The organism is Thiomonas sp. SCN 64-16 (genome assembly GCF_001725585.1).
In the GTDB taxonomy this organism is placed as follows: domain Bacteria; phylum Pseudomonadota; class Gammaproteobacteria; order Burkholderiales; family Burkholderiaceae_C; genus Thiomonas; species Thiomonas arsenitoxydans.
This window is the reverse complement of sequence record NZ_MEGQ01000067.1, coordinates 1-18,738: the sequence shown is the minus strand read 5'-3', so window position 1 is coordinate 18,738 and position 18,738 is coordinate 1. Positions and strand designations below refer to the sequence as shown.

The window sequence follows — 18,738 nt, the reverse complement described above, 5'->3', positions numbered from 1 at the left end:
ACCCGCCCCACCGTGCCGCTGGTCGATAGCCCGCACATCCACCACGCCAACGCCCTGCGCACCGACTGGGCCGAAGTGCTGCCGCCCGAGCAGTGCAGCTATGTGCTGGGCAATCCGCCGTTCGTGGGCAAGAGCAACCAGAACGCCGAGCAGAAGGCCGACATGGCGCGGGTGTTCGCCAAGGTCAAAGGCGCGGGCGTGCTCGACTTCGTCGCCGCCTGGTATGTGAAGGCCGCCGCCTACATTCAGCGCAACCCGGCCATCGACGTGGCCTTTGTCTCCACCAACTCCATCACCCAGGGTGAGCAGGTCGCCGCGCTGTGGCCCACGCTGCTGCAGGCCGGGGTGAAGATTCGCTTTGCGCACCGCACCTTTCAATGGAGCAACGAAGGCAAGGGCATCGCCGCGGTGCATTGCGTCATCATCGGCTTCGGCTTGCGCGAACCGCAGCACTGCACCCTGTTCGATTACGGCGACGACATCAAGGGCGACGGCCAGCGCATCGCGGCCAAGCGCATCAATCCCTATCTGGTCGATGCGCCGGATGTGGTGATGACCAGCCGCAGAACGCCGATACAGAACGTGCCGGAGATGACTTTCGGCAGCAAACCGACGGACGGCGGGCATTTGTTGATGACAACAGGAGAGCGCGATGCTTTGATTGCCCTTGAGCCATCGGCAGCACCTTTTGTACGGTCAATTATTGGCGCAGAAGAATTTCTAAATGGTGTAAATCGTTTTTGTCTTTGGATGTTGGGTATCTCCCCAGCGAAATTGCGTGCGATGCCCGAGGTCTACCGTCGAGTACAGGCGGTGAGGGAAATGCGGTTGAAGAGCTCCAAAGTGCCAACGCAAGAAAGCGCTGCGACGCCCTATCTCTTCCAGGAAATTCGACAACCTACAGCCGATTACCTTGCAGTCCCCAAGACATCCTCAGAACGCCGTGCATTTGTCCCAATTGACTTCGTATCAGCGGCGACGATAGCCAACTCGGAGATTTTCACCATCCCCGGCGCAACCCTCTACCACTTCGCCATCCTCAATAGCACGCTGCACAACGCCTGGCTGCGCGCCGTGGGCGGTAGGCTGAAAAGCGACTACCGCTATTCCGCCAGCATCGTGTACAACAACTTCCCCTGGCCCGAACCGACCGCGGCGCAGCGCGAGGCCATCGAGGCCGCGGGCCAGGCCATCCTCGACGCCCGCGCCCGCTATCCCGACGCCACCTTGGCCGACCTCTACGACCCGCTAACCATGCCCGCCGAACTGCGCCGCGCCCACCAGGCCAACGACCGCGCGGTGGACGCCGCCTACGGCTACAAAGGCGACCGCGTCGACGCCCCGCGCGTGGCGTTTTTGTTCAATCTGTATCAACGGCTCACCAGCCTGTTGCCGCCCAGCAAAAAAACGCCGCGCGCCTCCTGACCGAAAGCCCGCAGCGAGGCGGGTTTGCTCCCTCTCCACACCTGTGGGGAGGGCTGGGGAGGGGAGATTCTTGGTCCCCCCGACAGGAATCGAACCTGTATTTGCCGCTTAGGAGGCAGCCGTTCTATCCATTGAACTACGGGGAGGTGAGCGCCCGGATTGTAGGGGCGCAAGGTTCATTGGCTGTTGCGCAGGCGCTGCTTTCACACCCTGCTCACCGACCACGACCAGGAGTTTTATTGCGGCAATGGGGGCCACAGGCGGGCGGTATGCAACAGAGCCAGCACCCAAACCGTGTCGCCGTCGATCTCATACACCAGCCTATAGCTTTCATGCGGGATCCACTCGCGGGCGCCTGCAATCTGGCTCGCCTTGCCCATTGTCGGATGCGCGGCCAGTCGGGCCGCCGCAGCGCTGAAAAGCTCATCCATGCGAACGGCTGCGGCGGGGTTGTCGGATGCGATCTCGTCCCAAATGTCGGCGCGGTCTTGCTCCGCTTCTGGCGTCCAGATGACGATCACGCCAGGTCCGCCGCTGCCTTGTTGCGCCTGGCCGCGAACGCGGCTTCAACTTCATCATTCGACCGCCCACGGCCGGCACGCACCGAGGCGCGGCCCGCTTCGACCTTGCGCCGCAGGTAGGCGTCGTGTTCGCGGGCTTGGCGGCGCTGCTCGATATAGCCACGCATCAGCTCGCGCATGACTTGGGAGGCCGGCCGATCTTCGCCCGCGACCTCGGCCATGAATTCGGCGCGCAGCTCCGGTTCCAGCTTCATCGTGAAAACGGCTTCTTTCGGCATGGTGCGCTCCTTGGTGAAGGTATTGATGAAGTGTATACCCTGTCAGTACGGCGAGCAGCGCGCAAATAGCAGGGGCGTGACGCTCAGCGGCTGTCGCGCAAGCGCTGGTGGAGGTGTTCGGCGATGGCCTCGCGGGTCTGCTGGGCCAGGGCGCGGCGGGTGGGCGCGCGCAGCGGGGGCAGGTAGTTGACTTCCACGCGCAGGGGGGCGGCGGCGCTCATGCGCCACAGGCTGCCGACCATGGTTTCATCGCCCACATACGAGGCGGCGCGGCTGAAGCGGCCGCTGCGCTGGTCGGCGTAGAACAGCAGCACGGGCTGCACCGCGGCGGCGCAGTCTGATGAGCAGGCGGCCTGGAACAGATTGGCATGAAACGGCAGCAGATCGTGGCCGTAGCTGGTGGTGCCTTCGGGGAACACGCCGACATGGTCACCATCTTGCAGGCATTGCGCCATTTGGTGGATGACGCGCACCACGTCTTGCGCGCGCTCGCGCTCGATGAACAGCGAGCCCACGCCGCGCACCAAGGGGCCGATGAGAGGCCATTGCGCCGTCTCGGATTTGGAGACGAAGCGCACGGGCTGCACGGCGTTGATGGCGAAGATGTCGATCCACGACACATGGTTGGCGGCAACTAAAGACGGGGTTTGCTGCGGCGCGCCGTTGACCTGTAGCGCAATGCCGCTAAGCCGCAGCAGCTCGGCCGACCAGTCGCGGATCTGTTGCTGTTTTCCAGCCGCGTCGAGCTGGGGAAACAGTTGACGCACGATGCGCTGGCCGCGCAGGGCGTGGGCGCTGAGCCGGGTCAGCCGGGTGGCGAAACGCACCGGCGCGCCGACGCGGCGCAGCACCGGCGCGGGGGTTTGGGCGGGCGGCTCGCAGAGCAGCGCCGGGGGGTTTTCGGCGGGCTGCGGCGCCGGGTTCATGCAGGAGTGGCGACGGGCTGCGCGCTCCACACCACGCGGCCGTCGATCACGGCGTGCCGGGTGCGGCCAGGCAGTTCCTGCTCGGCCAGAGGACTGTGGCGGCTCTGGCTTTGCAGGGCGTCAGGTAGGGCGCGCCAGCGGGCCTGCGGATCGACGAGGATGAGCTCGGCCGCAGCGCCGGCTTCCAGCGTGGCTGGGGGCAGACCGGCGGCCTGAGCGGCGCGGTGGCCCACGCAGCCCAGCGCCTTGACCAGCGGCAGGCCGCTGTCGGCGGCGAATTGCAGTGCGGTGGACAGCAGCAGCTCCAGCCCGGTGGCGCCGGGCGCGGCGTCGGCGAAGGTCTGGGTTTTGTCGTCGGCACTGATGGGGGTGTGGTCGGAGCACAGCGCGTCGATGGTGCCGTCGGCCAAGGCGGCGCGCAGGGCGTCGCGGTCACGGCTCTGGCGCAGCGGCGGGTCGAGCCGGGCGCGGGCGTCGAAGTAGCCGATGTCCAGGTCGGTGAGCATGAGATTGTTGATCGACACGTCGCAGGTCAGCGGCAGCCCTTCGGCCTTGGCCTGGCGGACCAGCGCAACGCCTGCAGCGCTGGATAGCTTGCTCACATGCACCGCGCAGCCAGTGGCGCGCATCAGCTCGAACAAGGTGTGCAGGGCCACGGTTTCGGCCATGGCGGGCACGCCGCTCAGGCCCAGGCGCTGGGCGTAGGCGCCGCTGGCGGCGATGCCGCCGCGGCTGAGCGAGGCGTCTTGCGCGCGCAGCCAGACCTTGTAGCCGAAGGTGCTGGCGTATTGCATGGCGCTGTAGAGCACCTTGGTGTCGGTCATCGGCGTGTCGGCTTGGGAGAAGCCGATGCAGCTCGCCCGGGTGAGTTCGGCCATTTCGCTCAAGCTCTCGCCTTTGAGGCCTTTGGTGAGCGCGCCCAGCGGATAGACGCGGGCGCTTTTGATGCGCCGGGCGCGCCAGCGCAGCATTTCCACCAGGCTGGGTTCGTCGAGCACGGGGTCGGTGTCGGGCGAGCACACCACGCGGGTGACGCCGCCAGCCAGCGCCGCGCGCAGTTCGGTTTCCAGCATGCCCTCGTGCTCATAGCCGGGCTCGCCCAGGCGGGCGCACAGGTCGATGAGACCGGGCAGGACGAGCAGGCCGCGCGCGTCGAGCGTCTGCTCGGGGGTGAAGCCTTCGGGCGCTTTGCCCACGGCGACGATGCGCTCGCCAGAGATGGCGACATCGCCCTCGGTATCGAGCCCACGCAGCGGGTCGATGAGGCGGCCGCCGCGGATCAGAAGTTGCGTGGTGCTCATGCGGGGCTTTCGGTGGAGGCGACGATGGACAGCACGGCCATGCGCACGGCGATGCCAAAGCGCACTTGGTCGAGGATGACGCTGCGCGGGCCATCGGCCACGCTGCTGTCGATCTCGACGCCGCGATTGATGGGGCCGGGATGCATCACGATGACATCGGGCTTGGCCAGTGCCAGGCGCTCGGGCGTGAGGCCGTAGGTCATGTTGAATTCATGCGCGGACGGCAGCAGCGCGCCGGACATGCGCTCGTTTTGCAGCCGCAGCATCATGATGACGTCGGCGCCGCGGATGCCCTCGGCCATGTCGTGGCAGACGCGCACGCCCATGTCGCGCAGATTGTCGGGCGCCAGGGTCTTGGGGCCGACGGCGCGCACCTCGGCGGCGCCCAGCGTGGTGAGCGCGTGAATGGCCGAGCGTGCCACGCGCGAATGCACGATGTCGCCAACGATGGCCACGGTGAGGTTGCTGAAGTCGCCCTTGAAATGCCGGATGGTGTACATGTCCAGCAGGCCCTGGGTGGGGTGGGCATGACGGCCATCGCCGGCGTTGACGATGTGCACATGCGGCGGCGTGTGCTGGGCGATGAGAAAGGGCGCGCCGCTGTCGGAATGGCGCACGACGAACACATCGGCATCCATCGCTTCGAGGTTGGCGATGGTGTCGAGCAGGCTCTCGCCCTTGCTCGTGCTGGAGCGCTGGATGTCGAGATTGAACACGTCGGCCGACAGGCGCTGCGCCGCGATCTCGAAGGTGGTGCGGGTGCGGGTGCTGTTTTCGAAAAACAGGTTGAACACGCTCTTGCCGCGCAGCAACGGCACTTTTTTCACTTCGCGGCTGCCGAAGCTGACAAAGCCCTGCGCGGTGTCGAGGATATGCGTGAGCACATCGCGCGGCAGGCCTTCGGGGGTGAGCAGGTGGCGCAGCTCGCCGTTTTTGTTGAGTTGGGGGTTGTGGGCGCGGGTCATGTTCACCAACTCGGTTTATTTGCTCACCAGATCGAAACGAAAGCGGATGCCCTCCAACACGTCCTCATCGCGCAGCAGCGCCAGCGAGACCTCGTCGGGCAGATCGAGCAGGGTGCTGGCGGCGATTTGCGGGCAGATGGGCAGCTCGCGGCCGCCGCGATCGACCAGCACCGCCAGATCGATGCGCGCCGGACGGCCGAAGTCGAACAGCTCGTTCATCGCGGCGCGGATGGTGCGGCCGGTGTGCAGCACGTCGTCGATCAGCAGCACGGCCTGATCGGCGATGGGCACGGGCAGCGCGGTGCGATTGGCGCTGGGGTGCAGACCGCGGGTGGCGAAGTCGTCACGGTGAAAGGTCGAAGACACCACGCCGTAGGGCTGCGCCAGTTGCAGGTCGGCGTGCAGCCGCTGCGCCAGCCAGGCGCCGCCGGAATAGATGCCGATGAGCAAGGGCGGCTCGGCCTGCGCCGCGACGGCGCTGCGAACTTGCGCGAGCAATTCGGCGTAGAGCGCCTCGGCGTCTGGAGGGGCGGCGATTGGGGAAGCGGGAGAGGAAGGCATGGTCAGCGTTGCTGCAGGTATTGTTCGACGATGAGCTGGGCGGCGGCGCTGTCCACATCTTTGGCGCCGTCGTCTTCGGCGGCGACCGAGGTGTAGCGTTCATCGACCAGCGCCACCGGCAGCCTGAAGCGGCCTTCAAGCTGGCGGGCGAAGCGCTGGGCGTGGGCGGTATTGTCGTGCGCGGCGCCGTCGGGGTGCAAGGGCAGACCGACCACGAGCTGCTGCGGCTGCCACTCGCGAATGAGCGCGGCAATGGCGTCGAACTTGAGGTCGTTGCGATCGGCGCGCAGGCTGCGCAGCGCTGTGGCGCTGCGGGTGAGGCTGTTGCCGACCGCCGTGCCGATGCGCTTGGCGCCCCAGTCGAAACCCAGAACCGTGATCTCACGGTCCGCGACGGGCTGCATGGCCTCAGGCATGTCCTGCGGTTTGCGACAACATGGCCGGGTTGAAGCCCAGCAGCGCCATGGCCGCGTTGAAGCGGGCCTCCACCGGGGTGTCGAACAACACGATGGGGTCGGCCTCGACGGTAAGCCAGCCGTTCTGGCCGAGTTCTTCTTCGAGCTGCCCGGCGCTCCAGCCAGAGTAGCCCAGGGTGATGAGGCTGCGCGTCGGCCCGTCGCCCGCGGCCATGTGTTCGAGCACGTCCTTGGAGGTGGTCATTTGCAGGCCACCGGGAATGTCGAGGCTGGAGGCATAGGCCGTATCAGTGGTTTCGTGCAGTACGAAGCCGCGCTCGGTCTGCACCGGGCCGCCCTGCAGCGAGGCCAACGCGTTCGAACAATTCCTTGACGGTAATGTCCGACGGGCGGTTGATGATCAAGCCGAGCGCGCCGCGCGCCGAGTGCTCGCAGACATACACCACGGTACCTGCAAAGTTCTCGTCGGCCATGCCCGGCATGGCGATCAAAAACTGGTTGCTCAGATTGGAGGCGTCGGGGCGAGGGTTCATGGGGTGGAGTTTATCGCGCCGGGCCGCAGATTTTGCGCTGCTGGGTTATGGTTGATCTCCATTTTTTCCCGAACCCTCTGCACATGCCGACTTCCATTGCCGACCGTCCCGCCAGCTCTGCCGTGGAAAAACTGCCGCTCGGTCTGGTCTGGCTGCGGCGCGATTTGCGCCTGCACGACAACGCGGCGCTGCACGCCGCCCTGCGCGCCTGCGACAAGGTGGCGCTGGCGTTTGTGTTCGACCGAGACATTCTCGATCCGCTGCTGCAGCGCGGGCTGCAGGCGGATCGGCGGGTGGAGTTCATTCTGGCGGCGGTGGCGGAGATCGACGCCGTTTTGCGCGAACACGGCGCCGCGCTGATCGTGCGCCACGCCAGCGCGCGCGAGGCGATTGCCGCGCTGGCTGCCGAGTTGGGCGCGCAGGCGGTGTTCTGCGGGCGCGACGATGAGCCCGAAGCCCTCGCGCGCGATGCGGCCGTCGAGCGCGCCTTGCGGCAAGACGGGCGGGCGCTGCGCACCGTCAAGGAGCACATGATTTTCGAGTGCGACGAGGTGTTGACGGCGCAGGACAAGCCGTACTCGGTCTTTACGCCCTACCGCACCGCCTGGCTGGCGCGGTACGCCGCACAGCCGCAGCAGCCCCTCGATAGCGCAGTGACCTCCGCCCGGCTGGCTGCGCTGCCCGCGGCACTGCGGCAACCGTTGCCCACCTTGTCCGAGCTGGGTTTTGCGCCGTCGAATTTGCACGCGCTGAAACTGCCGCTGGGCGCGTCTGGCGCGGCGGCGCTGGTGGACGACTTCAGCCGTCGCATCGATGACTACGACCAGGCGCGCGACTACCCGGCGCGCAAGGGGCCGAGCTATCTCTCGGTGCACCTGCGTTTCGGCACGGTTTCGGTGCGCGAGCTGGTCGCGATGGCCTGGGCGCGGCAGCAGGCGGGCAGCGAGGGGGCCCGGGTCTGGCTGTCCGAGCTGGTGTGGCGTGATTTTTATTTTCAGATTCTGTTCCACCATCCGCATGTGGTGAATGCGGCTTTCAAGCCGGTTTACGACCGCATTCAGTGGCGCAACGACCCGGCGCAGTTCGCCGCCTGGTGCGAGGGCCGCACCGGCTATCCGCTGGTGGACGCGGCCATGCGCCAGATCAACCAGACCGGCTATATGCACAACCGCCTGCGCATGGTGGTGGCGAGTTTTTTGACCAAAGACCTGGGCATCGACTGGCGCTGGGGTGCGCAGTATTTTGCCGATCATCTCAACGATTTCGATCTGGCGGCCAACAACGGCGGCTGGCAGTGGGCGGCGAGCAGCGGCTGCGATGCGCAGCCGTACTTCCGCATTTTCAACCCGGTGGCGCAAAGCGAGAAATTCGATGCGGGCGGCGATTTCATCCGCCGTTATGTACCCGAGCTGGCGCAGCTTGCGTCCAAGGACATTCACGCGCCGTGGACGGCGCCCGCAGCGCTGCTGCAGGCGGCCGGGGTGCGGTTGGGCAGCACTTACCCCGCGCCGATCGTGCGACACGATCTGGCGCGGGCCGAAACGCTGGAGCGCTACGCGGTGGTGAAGGCTCAGTGATTCACTGCCGACTGGGTAAAGGTGCGAATCAGTTCGAGCAGCTCGGTCTCGGAATAGGGCTTGCCGAGATAGTGATTCACCCCAAGCTGCGCGGCGTAGTTGCGATGCTTGTCGGCAATGCGCGAGGTGATCATGATGATGGGCAGCTTCTGCAGCCGTGAGTCGGCGCGGATGTTGCGGGTGAGGTCGAAGCCGTCCATGCGCGGCATTTCGATGTCGAGCAGAATCACATTGGGCAGGGTGCTGATCTGCTGCAATTGCTCCAGGGCGTCGAGGCCGTCTTTGGCGAGTTGCACCAGATAACCGTTGCGCTGCAGGAAGCGCTGCGTGACGCGGCGCACGGTGATGGAGTCGTCCACCACCATGATCAGCGGATTGCCGCCCTTCGCGGCCTGCGCCGCGTCGCCCGTGGGGGGCAGCCCAGGAGTGAGCCCGGACGCATCGATCGGCGTCTCGCTGGGCTCGGAGGTCGAAACCGAGGTGGAGACAGCGGCGGGAGCAGCGTCTGCACTCGGGGCCACGGGCGTCAGCGGCACAGCCTGCATGCGGGCCGAGGCATCAGCGCCATAAACCGCGGCGAGCGCCACCGGGTTGTAGATCAGCGCGGCGTCCCCGTTGGGCAGCACGGAAATCCCGGCCAGACCCGGCACGCGCGAGAGCTGCGGCCCCAGATTTTTCACCACCACTTCGCGGTTGCCCACGACTTCATCGACCTGAATGGCCACACGCTGCGTGGCGCTTCGAATCACGACCACGGGCACGCTTTTGCCGAACGGCTCACTGCTGCCGCCCGATTGCCCGAGCAAGGCGCCCAGCCAGTAGAAGGGCAGGGTATTGTTGGCATACTCGATGCTCAGGGTGCGCGCGGCGTTGGCGATCTGCTCGGGCTTGAAGCGCAGCACGATGTCCACCAGATTGGCGGGCACGGCATACACGGCAGCGCCGGTGCGCAGCAAGACCACATGGGTGATGGCGGTGGTCAGTGGCAGCAGCAGGGTGAAGCGAGCGCCGGAGCCCGGCTGGTTGTCGAGCAGCACGCGACCGCCCAGGGCGTTGACTTCGGTGCGCACCACGTCGAGCCCCACGCCGCGGCCAGCCACTGCGGTGGTGCTCTCGGCGCTGCTGAAGTTCGGGCGGAAGACCAGTTGCGTCAGTTCTGCCTCGGAGACGTTCTGCCCTGGGGCGAGCAGGCCGAGGCGTTCGGCCTTGGCGCGGATGGCGCCGTAGTTGAGACCGCGCCCGTCGTCGGCCAGGGTGATGACGACTTCGTTGCCGTCTTGCCGCAGGCTCAGGGTGAGGGTGCCGACTTCGGGCTTGCCCGCCGCCTTGCGTTCTTCCGCAGTCTCGATGCCGTGCGCCACGGCGTTGCGCAGCAAGTGGTCGAAGCTGCTGGAAACGCGCTCGAGCACGCCGCGGTCGAGTTCGATGGCGCCGCCGATGATTTCCAGGCGCACCGCTTTGTTCAGGTCTTTGGCTGCCTGACGCACGGTGCGGTAAAGCCGCTCGGACAGGCTGTCGAACTCGACCATGCGGGTGCGCAGCAGATCGCGCTGCAGCTCGCGGGTCTGGCGCGCCTGGCGGGTCATGTCGTCGTCGACTTCGCGCAGCAGGCGGCTGAGCGTGCCCTGCACCATGGCGATGTCGTTGACCGACTCGGCCATCATGCGGGTGAGTTCCTGCGCGCGGGTGAAGCGGTCGAATTCGAGCGGGTCGAAATCGCGGTTTTCGTCGCGCGCGGCCTGCACCTGCGCGCTCATCTGCGCCTCGGCCTGAATTTCGATTTCGCGCACCTGCTGGCGTAGACGGTCGAGGTTGTCGCTCAGATCGCCCACCGAAGCGCGGATGGCACCGAACTCGTTTTCCAGCCGGGCGCGCGAAATGGTGATTTCGCCCGCCTGATTGACCAGACGGTCGAGCAGCCCGGCGCGCACGCGCACAGCCTGTGCAGCGATACGCGGCGCGAGGGCGCGGTTGACCGGCTCGGCCGCTGCAGGCGTGGCAGCTGTGTTGACGGCCACCGCAGGCAGCGGCTGGGCCGACGCAGCGGTGTCGGGCTCGGCGCTTGGGGTAAATACCTCGGAAACAGTGGCCACCGGGAGGTCGGCCAGCTGGCTTTCGCCGCGCTGCGCCGCGCTGCACAGCCGGTCGAAGCGGGTGTTGAGATGGTCGAAACGGCCCAGCAGCTCGGCCAGATCGGCTTCGCTGACCGGCGCATTGGCCGTCAGGGTGTCGATGTCGGATTCGAGGCTGTGCGCCAGGTCGCCGAGCTGCATGGCGCCAGCCATGCGCGCACTGCCTTTGAGCGTGTGCAGCGCCCGCATGGCTTGAGCGGCTGGCGCGGTGTCTTGCGGATGCTGTTCCCACTGGCGCAGGCTGGCGGCCAGGGCGGGCAGCAGTTCGTTGGCCTCTTCCTCGAAAATTGGGAACAGGTCGGGATCGATGGTGTCGACCAACTGGTCGGCAGACGCGGCAGATTGTGTTGCGCTGATCTGCGGCTGCGAGGCTTCGGCCGAGGCAGGCTCGAGCGTTGCGGGCGCAAGCTCTGGAGCGGCGATTTGTTCAGGCTGGACAGCCGGTTCGGCCGTGTGGGTCAACTCGGTTAACGACTCGGCGCTCGGCTGAGCATTCTGGGCCAGCGCAGCTTCCTGCAGGGCTTCGAGCCGGGTGAGCAGCTCGGCTTGCACGGGCTTGAGGAAGCCCGCGGCAAACTGGTGCAGCAGTTGTTTGATGTCGCTGGCCGCCTGTGCCAAGGCGTCGAGATCGGCCGGTCGCGCGGCGTGCGCGGGCAGGTCGCGCAGGGCGTCGAGCGCATGCTCGGTCTGGCTGGCGAGATCGGCCACACTGCGCAGGCCGACGGTGGCCGAACTGCCCGCGAGCTTGTGCGCCGAAATGACGGCCGCATCGCCGAGCGCCTGGGCGGGATCGGTCAGCCAGTCGTGAATGTCGCTGTACAGATGGCGCGAGAGTTCGTCGGCTTCGGCCAGGTAAATGTTGTAGAGCGGGGTGGGAATGCGCAACTCGCCGATCTGGCGGTAGCCGGGTTCGCTATCGTCGCTTTTCTCGGGCGGCACTGGTGCGATGTCGGTGTCAGCGGCGGTGTCGGCCGGGGCAGCGTGCTGCGCAGAGACGGCCGCCTCGAATTCAGCCATGTCGGCTTCTTCGGCCTGGGGCAGTTCGACAGCGGGCGCATCGCTTGAAGGCATCTCGGCCGGGGGCGCCTCGACCGCGGACATCTCGGCCGAAGGCATCGGCTCGGGCGCCAGGGTGTGATGGGGAAGTTCGAGGTCGATGCCTTCGAACAGGGCATTGAAGTCGGTGGGTTCGTGCAGGGCCTCTGGTCCGGGCGCTGCTGGTTCTGGCACTGCTGGTTCGCTGGGCGATTCCGTCGCTTCAACGGCGGCGGGTTCGGCGGCCATTGAGGGTTCGTTAGGTGCGTCGTGCAGGGGGTGCAACGCGGGCTCGGCGGATTCGCCTGCTGCATAGGCCTCGGCGGCACGGCGCAGGGTCTCGCTGCTGAAGGCCTCGGCCTGGCCTTGCTGGATCGCTGCCGTCCATTCGCCAAGCTCGGTGAGCGCGTGCGCGGCCAGGTTGAGCAAGGGCGGCGAGGCCCGGTGCTGATCGGCGATTTGGCGGTTGAACACTTGTTCGAGCGCCCAGGCGGCTTCGCCATAGTCGCGCAGGCCGACCATGCGCGAGCTGCCTTTGAGGGTATGAAAAGCGCGGCGCAGGCTGGTGAGCGCGCCTTCGTCGTCGAGGTTGGCGTGCAGCTGCTGCAGTTGTTCGTGGCCGCTTGCGATGACCTCCCGGGCTTCCTCCAGGAAGATGTCGATCAGTTCGTCTTCGGCATCGTCTTCGGGCTCGGCAGGCGGATTCGCCTCCTGAGCGGGTTCAGGGGCGGATTCAGGCGTGACAGTCGCCTCGGCCGGGGTTGTGGACGCCTCTTGCGCGGGGGCGGCGTCTGTCTCCTGGGGCGTGTGAGGTTCACTCGGCAGTTCGCTCACACCTTCGCTGGGCACGCTCAGCATCTGCGCCGGAAGATCGGGTACACCGGCCAGGGCGGCCTCGGCGTGCAACTGCGCCAGGCGCTGCTGCGCCTGCTCGGGCGGCAGGCCCTGGGCGATGTCGTCCTTGAGTTGCTGCGCCGCGTGCTCGACGTCTTGTTGCAGGGTGGGCGGAGCGGTGCGCTGGGTGGAGGGAACGACGGCGCGCAGCTCTTTTTTGTCGTTGTCGAACACGAACAGGGTTTTGGCCAGCTCGGGCTGGTAGGACAGCATGTCGACCAAAAAACCGAGCACGCCGATATTGCTGGCCAGGGCGTCGAAGCGCTGGCTGTCGGTCGGCACATCGTCGGCCACGAGGCTGTCGATTTCGGTGCGCAGGTAGCTCAGCGCCTGGCTGGCGACATCGACGCCGAGCACCGAGAACACGCCGCGCATCTGCGACAGTAGGCGTGGCACCTGTGCCAGATCGGGCTTGTGCGACGGGTCGCGGAAATAGGCGTCGAGCAGTTTCTCGACGGTGCTCATATCGGCGCGCAGTTCCTGCACCACGCTGCCCATGGTCTGCGACTCGGAGGCCTGGCGGAACAGGTCTTCCATCCAGCCGGCCAGCGGGTCTGGCGTTTGGCCGTTGGCGCTCTGGTCGAGGCGTCGCGCGAGGATTTGTGAGCGCTCCAGAAATCGCTGCTCTTCGGGACGGAAGTGGGCAAAGGTGATTTCGAGAAACAGAATGGCGGTGGCGACATCGAGCGCGCGCTCGGGGGTGAGAAAGTCGCTGCGCGCGCTGATTTTCTTGAACAGGCCCGCGAGCGATTGCGGCAGCGCTTCGCTGCCCGGCGTGAGCGCATGCAGAGGTTGTTCCAGCGCCTGGGTGAGATCGACCAGGCGGGCGATGCGAGCGGGATCGAGGTGCGTCTGCGCGTGACCAGCCAGTGCGCTCCAGGCGTCGCGCAGGGTTTGCACGCGCTTGCGGACTTGCTGTACCAGGGCGGGGTCGATCAGACCGAAATGGCTTTGGTGGTAATCGGCAAACGGCGCGGCAGCGAGGTGCAGCCGGTTGTCAATGGCCCGCAGTACCGGAAGGGACTGCGCGGTGACGTCGCCATTGCCATGCAGCGACTGGGCGCAAAAGAAGGTGAGGTCGTGACCCAACCTTTGGGGGGCGGGGCTTTGCCCTTGCAACTGGCTGCGCAATTGCAGGTTGAGGCGGTTGAGCAGCCGTTTGATGTCGAGATCGGGTGTGAGCAGGCCGCTGCCGATAGCTTCGAACAAACCGCGCGCGAGCCACCACAGGCTGGCCGTCGGCCCGGCGCTGCTGGCCTGCGCGCGACGCGCGACGGCGTCGAGCGTCTGCATGGCGGAGGCGGTCTGCTGACCGCGCAGCACCTGCAGCAAGCCCATTTCGAACTGGGCGCGATCATCCGGCGTCAGTGTGGGGGCAGGGGCGCCTGCGGCGTCGGTGACGGGCGGGGCGTCCGGCCAAGTCCAGTCGTAGTCCCACAGGTCGGCCGGGTGGATGCGCTCGGCCTGCGCCAGTTCCATCAGATCGCGGTACTGCGGATAGAGCTTGAGCGCCGGTTCATTTTTGCCGGCACGCTGGGATTCGAGAAAATCGACCAGGGCGTTGAAGCCGGCCTCGAAACGCTGCAGTGCGGTGTTGTCGAGTTTTTCCGGATGGTCGATGAGTTGATCGAGCGCGTTCTCGGCGGCCTGCATCAGGCGCGCCGCGCCAAAAAAACCCAGCAGTTCGATGGCGCCTGCGGCCTGGTGCACCTGGGTGCGGGCGGTGCGCAGACCCGTTTTTTCGGCCTGGACCGAACCGAGCACGCCGTCGTCCTGCTGCTGGGCGGCGCGCTTGAGCGCGGTGCGGGCAGACTGGAGGTTGTCGCTGATCTGATCGAGCAGCCAGGCCAGAGGCCCCATGTCCGTCTCAGGGGCGGGTGCCACGGCGGAGTTCGAAGCGGAGACTGTGTTCATGCCGGAAAACGCGAGGGACGGACGTTGGAATGCATGCGAGGAAGGCGGGTCAGTTGATCTTGAACCGCGAGACGGACTGGCGCAGATCGTCGGCGACACGCGCGAGGTCGCGCACCAGCGAGGCGGTGGAGCGCGTGCCTTCGGAGGTCTGCTCGGTCACAGTGAAAATGGTCTGGATGTTGTCGGCCACCTTGTTGGCGGAACTGGCTTCGATCTGGGTCTGTTGCGAAATCTGGGTAATCAGCTCGGCAAGCTGGCGCGACACCGCGTCGATCTGGGCCAGCGCGGCGCCGGCGTTATCGGCCAGCTTGGCCCCTTCGACCACGCCTTGGGTGCTCTTTTCCATGGCGGCCACGGCGTCTTGGGTGTCGGTCTGAATGGTGCGCACCAGCGCGGCAATCTGCTTGGCGGATTCGGCCGAACGCTCGGCCAGGCGCTGCACTTCCTCGGCCACCACCGAGAAGCCGCGGCCCGCTTCACCCGCAGACGCGGCCTGAATGGCGGCGTTCAAGGCCAGCACGTTGGTCTGTTCGGTAATGTCGGAAATCAGCTCGGTGATTTCGCCGATCTCCTGCGACGATTCACCCAGCCGCTTGATGCGCTTGGAGGTGTCTTGAATCTGCTCGCGGATGCTGTTCATGCCGTCGATGGAGTTGCGCACAGCGCGCTGCCCCTGCTCGGCGGCCTGCAGCGACTGGTTCGCCACCTCGGCCGATTGCTGCGCCTGAACCGACACCTGGTTGATGCGCTGCGCCATGTCGAGCACCGACTGACCGGTTTCACGAATTTTGTTGAGCTGCTCGTCGGCGCTGCGCATCAGGCGGTCGGAAGTGGTTTGCGCCTGAGAGGCGCCTTCGCCCACCTGGTCGGCCGTCTGCTGCACCTGTCCCACCAGGGTGCGCAGCTCTTCCACGGTGTAGTTCACCGAGTCGGCGATGGCGCCGGTAATGTCTTCGGTCACGGTGGCCTGCTGGGTGAGGTCGCCCTCGGCCACGGTTTGCAGTTCGTTCATCAACCGCAAAATAGCGGCCTGATTCGACTCGTTGGTGCGCCGGGCTTCAAGCTCTTGACGCTCGGTTTGCCGACGCTGCAGTTCCACCAGCGTGGCACGTTGGCGCGCCTCGTTGAGCATGATGTAGATCAGGTCGGTGGCGGCGACGATGGCCAGCAGGCCCAGCAGGGCGAGGAACAAAATCGCCGGCCAGCTCACGCCGGTGCGCGAGGAATACAGGCTTTGCAGCTGATTGAGGTTGTCGTAGAGCTGGCCGGATGAGGCGAGCACCGCGTTTTGCGCCTCACGCGCCGAGGCCAGGCTGGGCAGGTTGGCCAGCAGGGTGCGGGCAGAGGCTTCGGTTTTGGCGTAGGTCTGGATCAGGCTTTGCAACTGTTGGCGCGATTGCGGATCGGCCAGGGCGGTGAGTTGCAGGTCGGCATTGCCGTTCAGCAGTCCCTTGCTCAGCGTGTTGAAGGTGGTCAGATCCTTGCCGAGGGTGAACACAGCCTCGGGCCGCACGCCTTGAAACGACAGAAAAGCGTTGGCCGATTTGTCGATGCGCTGGGTCAGCATGGTGAGCTGGCTGGCGGCGTTGATATTGCTCGCTGACGCTTTTTGCTGCAGCAGCAGCGAGGTCAGCGTCTGGGCGCTGTCGAGCAGGGCATCGGTCTGGCGGTTGATGTCGGTGAGCTGCTGCGCAGTCGTCGTCAGCACACCTTCCTGCTTGGCGAGTAGGTCGGCGTTTTTAACGCTGGTCTCGGTTTCCGGGCCAACCTTGTCGAGCAGCGCCTGTCCGCCAGCGGGCACGCTGGTTTGCTGCAGGACGGCGACTTCCGATTTCAGGGCCTCGGCGCTGGAACGCACGGTGGCGAAAGCGTCTTTATTGCCCAGCAGCGCTGCGTTCATCGAACGCGCCAGACGCTGCGACTGGGTCAGCGCCGCGCCGGAGGCTTCGAGCTGCCGGGCCGAGTCGGACGTTCCGCGCAGCACCACAATCAGGGTCAGGCCGAGCAGCACCAGCGAGATGATGAGCAGCACACCGAAAAAGCGCTGTTGCTGGGCCAGCATCATGCGGCTGATCATCGGCAGCCGCAGAATCAGCGGGCGGTTGCCCTGGGCTTGATGCAGGGCGCTGGCTGGATCTCCGATGCTGGAATCGATCTGCAGGGTTTCCTGTCCACCCCGGCCGAGCGCCGTCGGCGCGATTTCGGTGTCGCTTGACGATTCGTTGTTTTTCGTTCCGAAAAGGGACGAGAGTAAGGACATGACCGCTCCGTAAAACGTGATGAAGTTGAGGATGCAAACCGGCAGATGACGGTTGACTAAAAACAGGTACAGCGCAGTGAAAGCAAATTCAGCAAAATCGCGCGTCGATCGAAATTTCAGGTGACGTTCAGGAATTGTTCGTTTTCGGCCAGAGCCAGCAGGTCGACTTCATGCCAGAGGTTCTGCTCGGCATCGCGATATGTGGTTCTCAGCCAGGGGTGCGTCCCTTCACCAAGCCCCTCCTCTTGAACGCCGAGAACTTTCTGGAGTTGATCGGGGTTGCGCAGCCCGACCAGTTGATCGACCAGCAGGGCGGTGTTGATGTCGAGCGCCGGGGCGAACTGGATGAGTCGGGCCTGCGGCGTCAGGGCAGCGGCGTCTTCGCCCATGAACCGGCCCAGATGCACCACGCCGCAGACCTGGCCCCGCAGACTGACCAGGCCCTGGAACCAGGGCAGGGCGTGCGGCAGCGGGGCGCAGTGCTGCATGGGCGAAATCTCCCCCGAGAACTCCAGGGGCAGCAACAAGCGCCACTGCCCGGCGAGCACGGCCAGCCAGCGCGAAGGGGCTTGCCCGCTCTGCGCGGCCGTCAGGCGTTGTGCGAGATGGGTCTGAAATTCGCGCAGCGAGGCTCTGGACATGGGCGGAGACGTTGGGTGGAAGACGAAGCGAGGCGTATGGGTGCGAACTTCAGGCGATGGCGCGGATCTTGTCGAGCAACTCGGTGGCGTTCACCGGCTTGGTGACATAGTCGGACGCGCCTTGACGCATGGCCCAGACCTTGTCGGTTTCGAGCTTCTTGCTGGTGCACATGATGACGGGTATGCCGGAGTAAGCCGGGTCGCGCGTGATCTGTCGCGTGAGCTGAAAGCCGTTCTGGCCGGGCATCACCACATCCATCAGAATCAGATCGGGCTTTACGGCCGCGAGCATGGCCAGCGCCTGCTCGCCGTTTTCCGCCGTGTTCACCGCAAAGCCGTGCTTGGTGAGCAGGTCGGAGAGGAAATACAGCTCGGTCTTGGAATCGTCAACGATGAGAATATTGTGTACGGGCATGGCGGGTGAAAAGAAGAGCGAGAAGAGCGATCAGGAGCCGGTCGCAGCAGCAGGCTGGCTGGCGTTCAGGTGCCGCTTGACCGCGTCGAGCAGTTGATCTTTGGTGAAGGGCTTGGTCAGATAGTCTTGCGCGCCGACCATGCGGCCGCGCGCCTTGTCGAACACGCCGTCCTTGCTGGAGAGCATGACCATGGGGATATGGGAAAACTTGCCGCTGCGACGGATGACGGCCACGGTCTGATAGCCGTCGAGCCGGGGCATCAAAATGTCGCAGAAAATCAGGTCGGGCTCGTGGTCGTTGACCTTGGACAAGGCGTCAAAGCCGTCTTCGGCGAGCAGCACCTCATAGCCGGCCTGCTTGAGAAAAATCTCGGCGCTGCGGCGGATGGTGTTGCTGTCATCGATGACCAACACTTTGAATGGGCTGGTAGGCGCAACCATGCACATCCTTTGCAAAAGGGGAAAAGGAAAAACGCTGTAAACAGCTGCGGTGACTTGCCGTTCCCGATTAAACCGGCACCTTCTCAAAAAATGGCGCCGTCTAGACCGGCACCATTTCGAAATCTTCTTTGCGCGCACCGCACTCGGGGCAGGTCCAGTTCATCGGCACATCGGCCCAACGCGTACCCGGTGCAATGCCGCTCTCTGGATGGCCCTCGGCTTCAGAGTAAATGAAGCCACAGATCAGGCACATCCAACTGCAAAGTTCTTGTTTGTCCACAGCGTATCGGGGTAGAGGAGAAGATTCAACGATTCTATGGCGCGCTGTTGCATTTTGACCTACAGGGCAGGCACCGCTGCGGAGGATCAAGAAGCGCTTGGTCAAGATCATGGCAAGGCCGGTGGAGCCTGTCAGGAATTTTGTGTGCGAGGCATAGCATGAGAATCAGGAGCATGTATGCCAAGCAAGACGAAGTTGAAGAACGCGGCCATTGCGGCCAGGT

The 18,738-nt window shown here is 65.4% G+C and carries 15 protein-coding genes, 1 tRNA gene and 1 pseudogene; 2 read left to right on the top strand and 15 right to left on the bottom strand.

Annotated features, from left to right (window positions below; genetic code table 11):
- A partial coding sequence (locus ABT24_RS14275) for a type IIL restriction-modification enzyme MmeI (protein WP_353743856.1) occupies positions 1-1,425 on the top strand: 1,425 nt, incomplete at its 5' end.
- Between the two features lie 71 nt (positions 1,426-1,496).
- Here the strand turns inward: ABT24_RS14275 and ABT24_RS14270 are convergent.
- From ABT24_RS14270 to ABT24_RS14230, 9 genes and pseudogenes are all read right to left on the bottom strand, one after another.
- Positions 1,497-1,571: transfer RNA gene (locus ABT24_RS14270), tRNA-Arg, on the bottom strand.
- A gap of 90 nt (positions 1,572-1,661) precedes the next feature.
- Positions 1,662-1,946 (bottom strand): type II toxin-antitoxin system RelE/ParE family toxin, encoded by a 285-nt coding sequence (locus tag ABT24_RS14265; protein ID WP_276732676.1) that lies wholly within the window; start codon positions 1,944-1,946, stop codon positions 1,662-1,664.
- The gene (locus ABT24_RS14260; RefSeq protein WP_276732673.1) at positions 1,943-2,224 is read right to left on the bottom strand and encodes an antitoxin of toxin-antitoxin stability system; all 282 of its coding nucleotides are present in this window, start codon (positions 2,222-2,224) and stop codon (positions 1,943-1,945) included. Before ABT24_RS14260 ends, ABT24_RS14265 begins: the two co-directional genes overlap by 4 nt.
- An 83-nt stretch (positions 2,225-2,307) precedes the next feature.
- Positions 2,308-3,150 (bottom strand): lysophospholipid acyltransferase family protein, encoded by an 843-nt coding sequence (locus ABT24_RS14255; RefSeq protein WP_013106830.1) that lies wholly within the window; start codon positions 3,148-3,150, stop codon positions 2,308-2,310.
- A complete protein-coding gene (locus ABT24_RS14250; RefSeq protein WP_276732671.1) occupies positions 3,147-4,451 on the bottom strand; it encodes a dihydroorotase in 1,305 nt (434 codons plus the stop codon). The genes ABT24_RS14255 and ABT24_RS14250 overlap by 4 nt, the downstream gene beginning before the upstream one ends.
- Complete coding sequence (locus ABT24_RS14245; protein WP_276732666.1) at positions 4,448-5,416, bottom strand: aspartate carbamoyltransferase catalytic subunit; 969 nt, start codon at positions 5,414-5,416, stop codon at positions 4,448-4,450. Before ABT24_RS14245 ends, ABT24_RS14250 begins: the two co-directional genes overlap by 4 nt.
- Before the next feature lie 15 nt (positions 5,417-5,431).
- On the bottom strand, positions 5,432-5,977 hold the full coding sequence (gene pyrR, locus ABT24_RS14240) for a bifunctional pyr operon transcriptional regulator/uracil phosphoribosyltransferase PyrR (protein ID WP_276732660.1): 546 nt from the start codon (positions 5,975-5,977) through the stop codon (positions 5,432-5,434).
- 2 nt (positions 5,978-5,979) lie between these two features.
- Positions 5,980-6,393, bottom strand: coding sequence for a Holliday junction resolvase RuvX (gene ruvX / locus ABT24_RS14235; RefSeq protein WP_276732655.1), 414 nt, complete (start codon positions 6,391-6,393; stop codon positions 5,980-5,982).
- Positions 6,386-6,926: pseudogene (locus tag ABT24_RS14230) on the bottom strand (YqgE/AlgH family protein). The gene ruvX and the pseudogene ABT24_RS14230 overlap by 8 nt, the downstream one beginning before the upstream one ends.
- A gap of 83 nt (positions 6,927-7,009) precedes the next feature.
- Here ABT24_RS14230 and ABT24_RS14225 point away from each other — a divergent pair.
- A complete protein-coding gene (locus tag ABT24_RS14225) occupies positions 7,010-8,503 on the top strand; it encodes a cryptochrome/photolyase family protein (RefSeq protein WP_276732653.1) in 1,494 nt (497 codons plus the stop codon).
- Here ABT24_RS14225 and ABT24_RS14220 read toward each other — a convergent pair.
- The 6 genes from ABT24_RS14220 to ABT24_RS14195 form a co-directional block, all read right to left on the bottom strand.
- Positions 8,497-14,478 (bottom strand): Hpt domain-containing protein, encoded by a 5,982-nt coding sequence (locus ABT24_RS14220; protein ID WP_502689016.1) that lies wholly within the window; start codon positions 14,476-14,478, stop codon positions 8,497-8,499. The two genes, ABT24_RS14225 and ABT24_RS14220, sit on opposite strands and share 7 nt — an antisense overlap.
- Before the next feature lie 49 nt (positions 14,479-14,527).
- Entirely contained in the window at positions 14,528-16,738 is a 2,211-nt protein-coding gene (locus tag ABT24_RS14215) for a methyl-accepting chemotaxis protein (protein WP_276732646.1), read from the bottom strand.
- A gap of 116 nt (positions 16,739-16,854) precedes the next feature.
- Complete coding sequence (locus ABT24_RS14210) at positions 16,855-17,379, bottom strand: chemotaxis protein CheW (protein WP_276732642.1); 525 nt, start codon at positions 17,377-17,379, stop codon at positions 16,855-16,857.
- A gap of 49 nt (positions 17,380-17,428) precedes the next feature.
- Positions 17,429-17,794 carry a response regulator transcription factor gene (locus ABT24_RS14205; RefSeq protein WP_276732638.1) on the bottom strand — a complete coding sequence of 122 codons (366 nt, stop codon included), beginning with the start codon at positions 17,792-17,794 and terminating at the stop codon, positions 17,429-17,431.
- Between the two features lie 30 nt (positions 17,795-17,824).
- Positions 17,825-18,235 carry a response regulator gene (locus ABT24_RS14200; RefSeq protein ID WP_276732634.1) on the bottom strand — a complete coding sequence of 137 codons (411 nt, stop codon included), beginning with the start codon at positions 18,233-18,235 and terminating at the stop codon, positions 17,825-17,827.
- 100 nt (positions 18,236-18,335) lie between these two features.
- Positions 18,336-18,488, bottom strand: a complete 153-nt coding sequence (locus ABT24_RS14195) for a rubredoxin (protein WP_013106818.1) — start codon at positions 18,486-18,488, stop codon at positions 18,336-18,338.
- Positions 18,489-18,738: the final 250 nt, after the last annotated feature.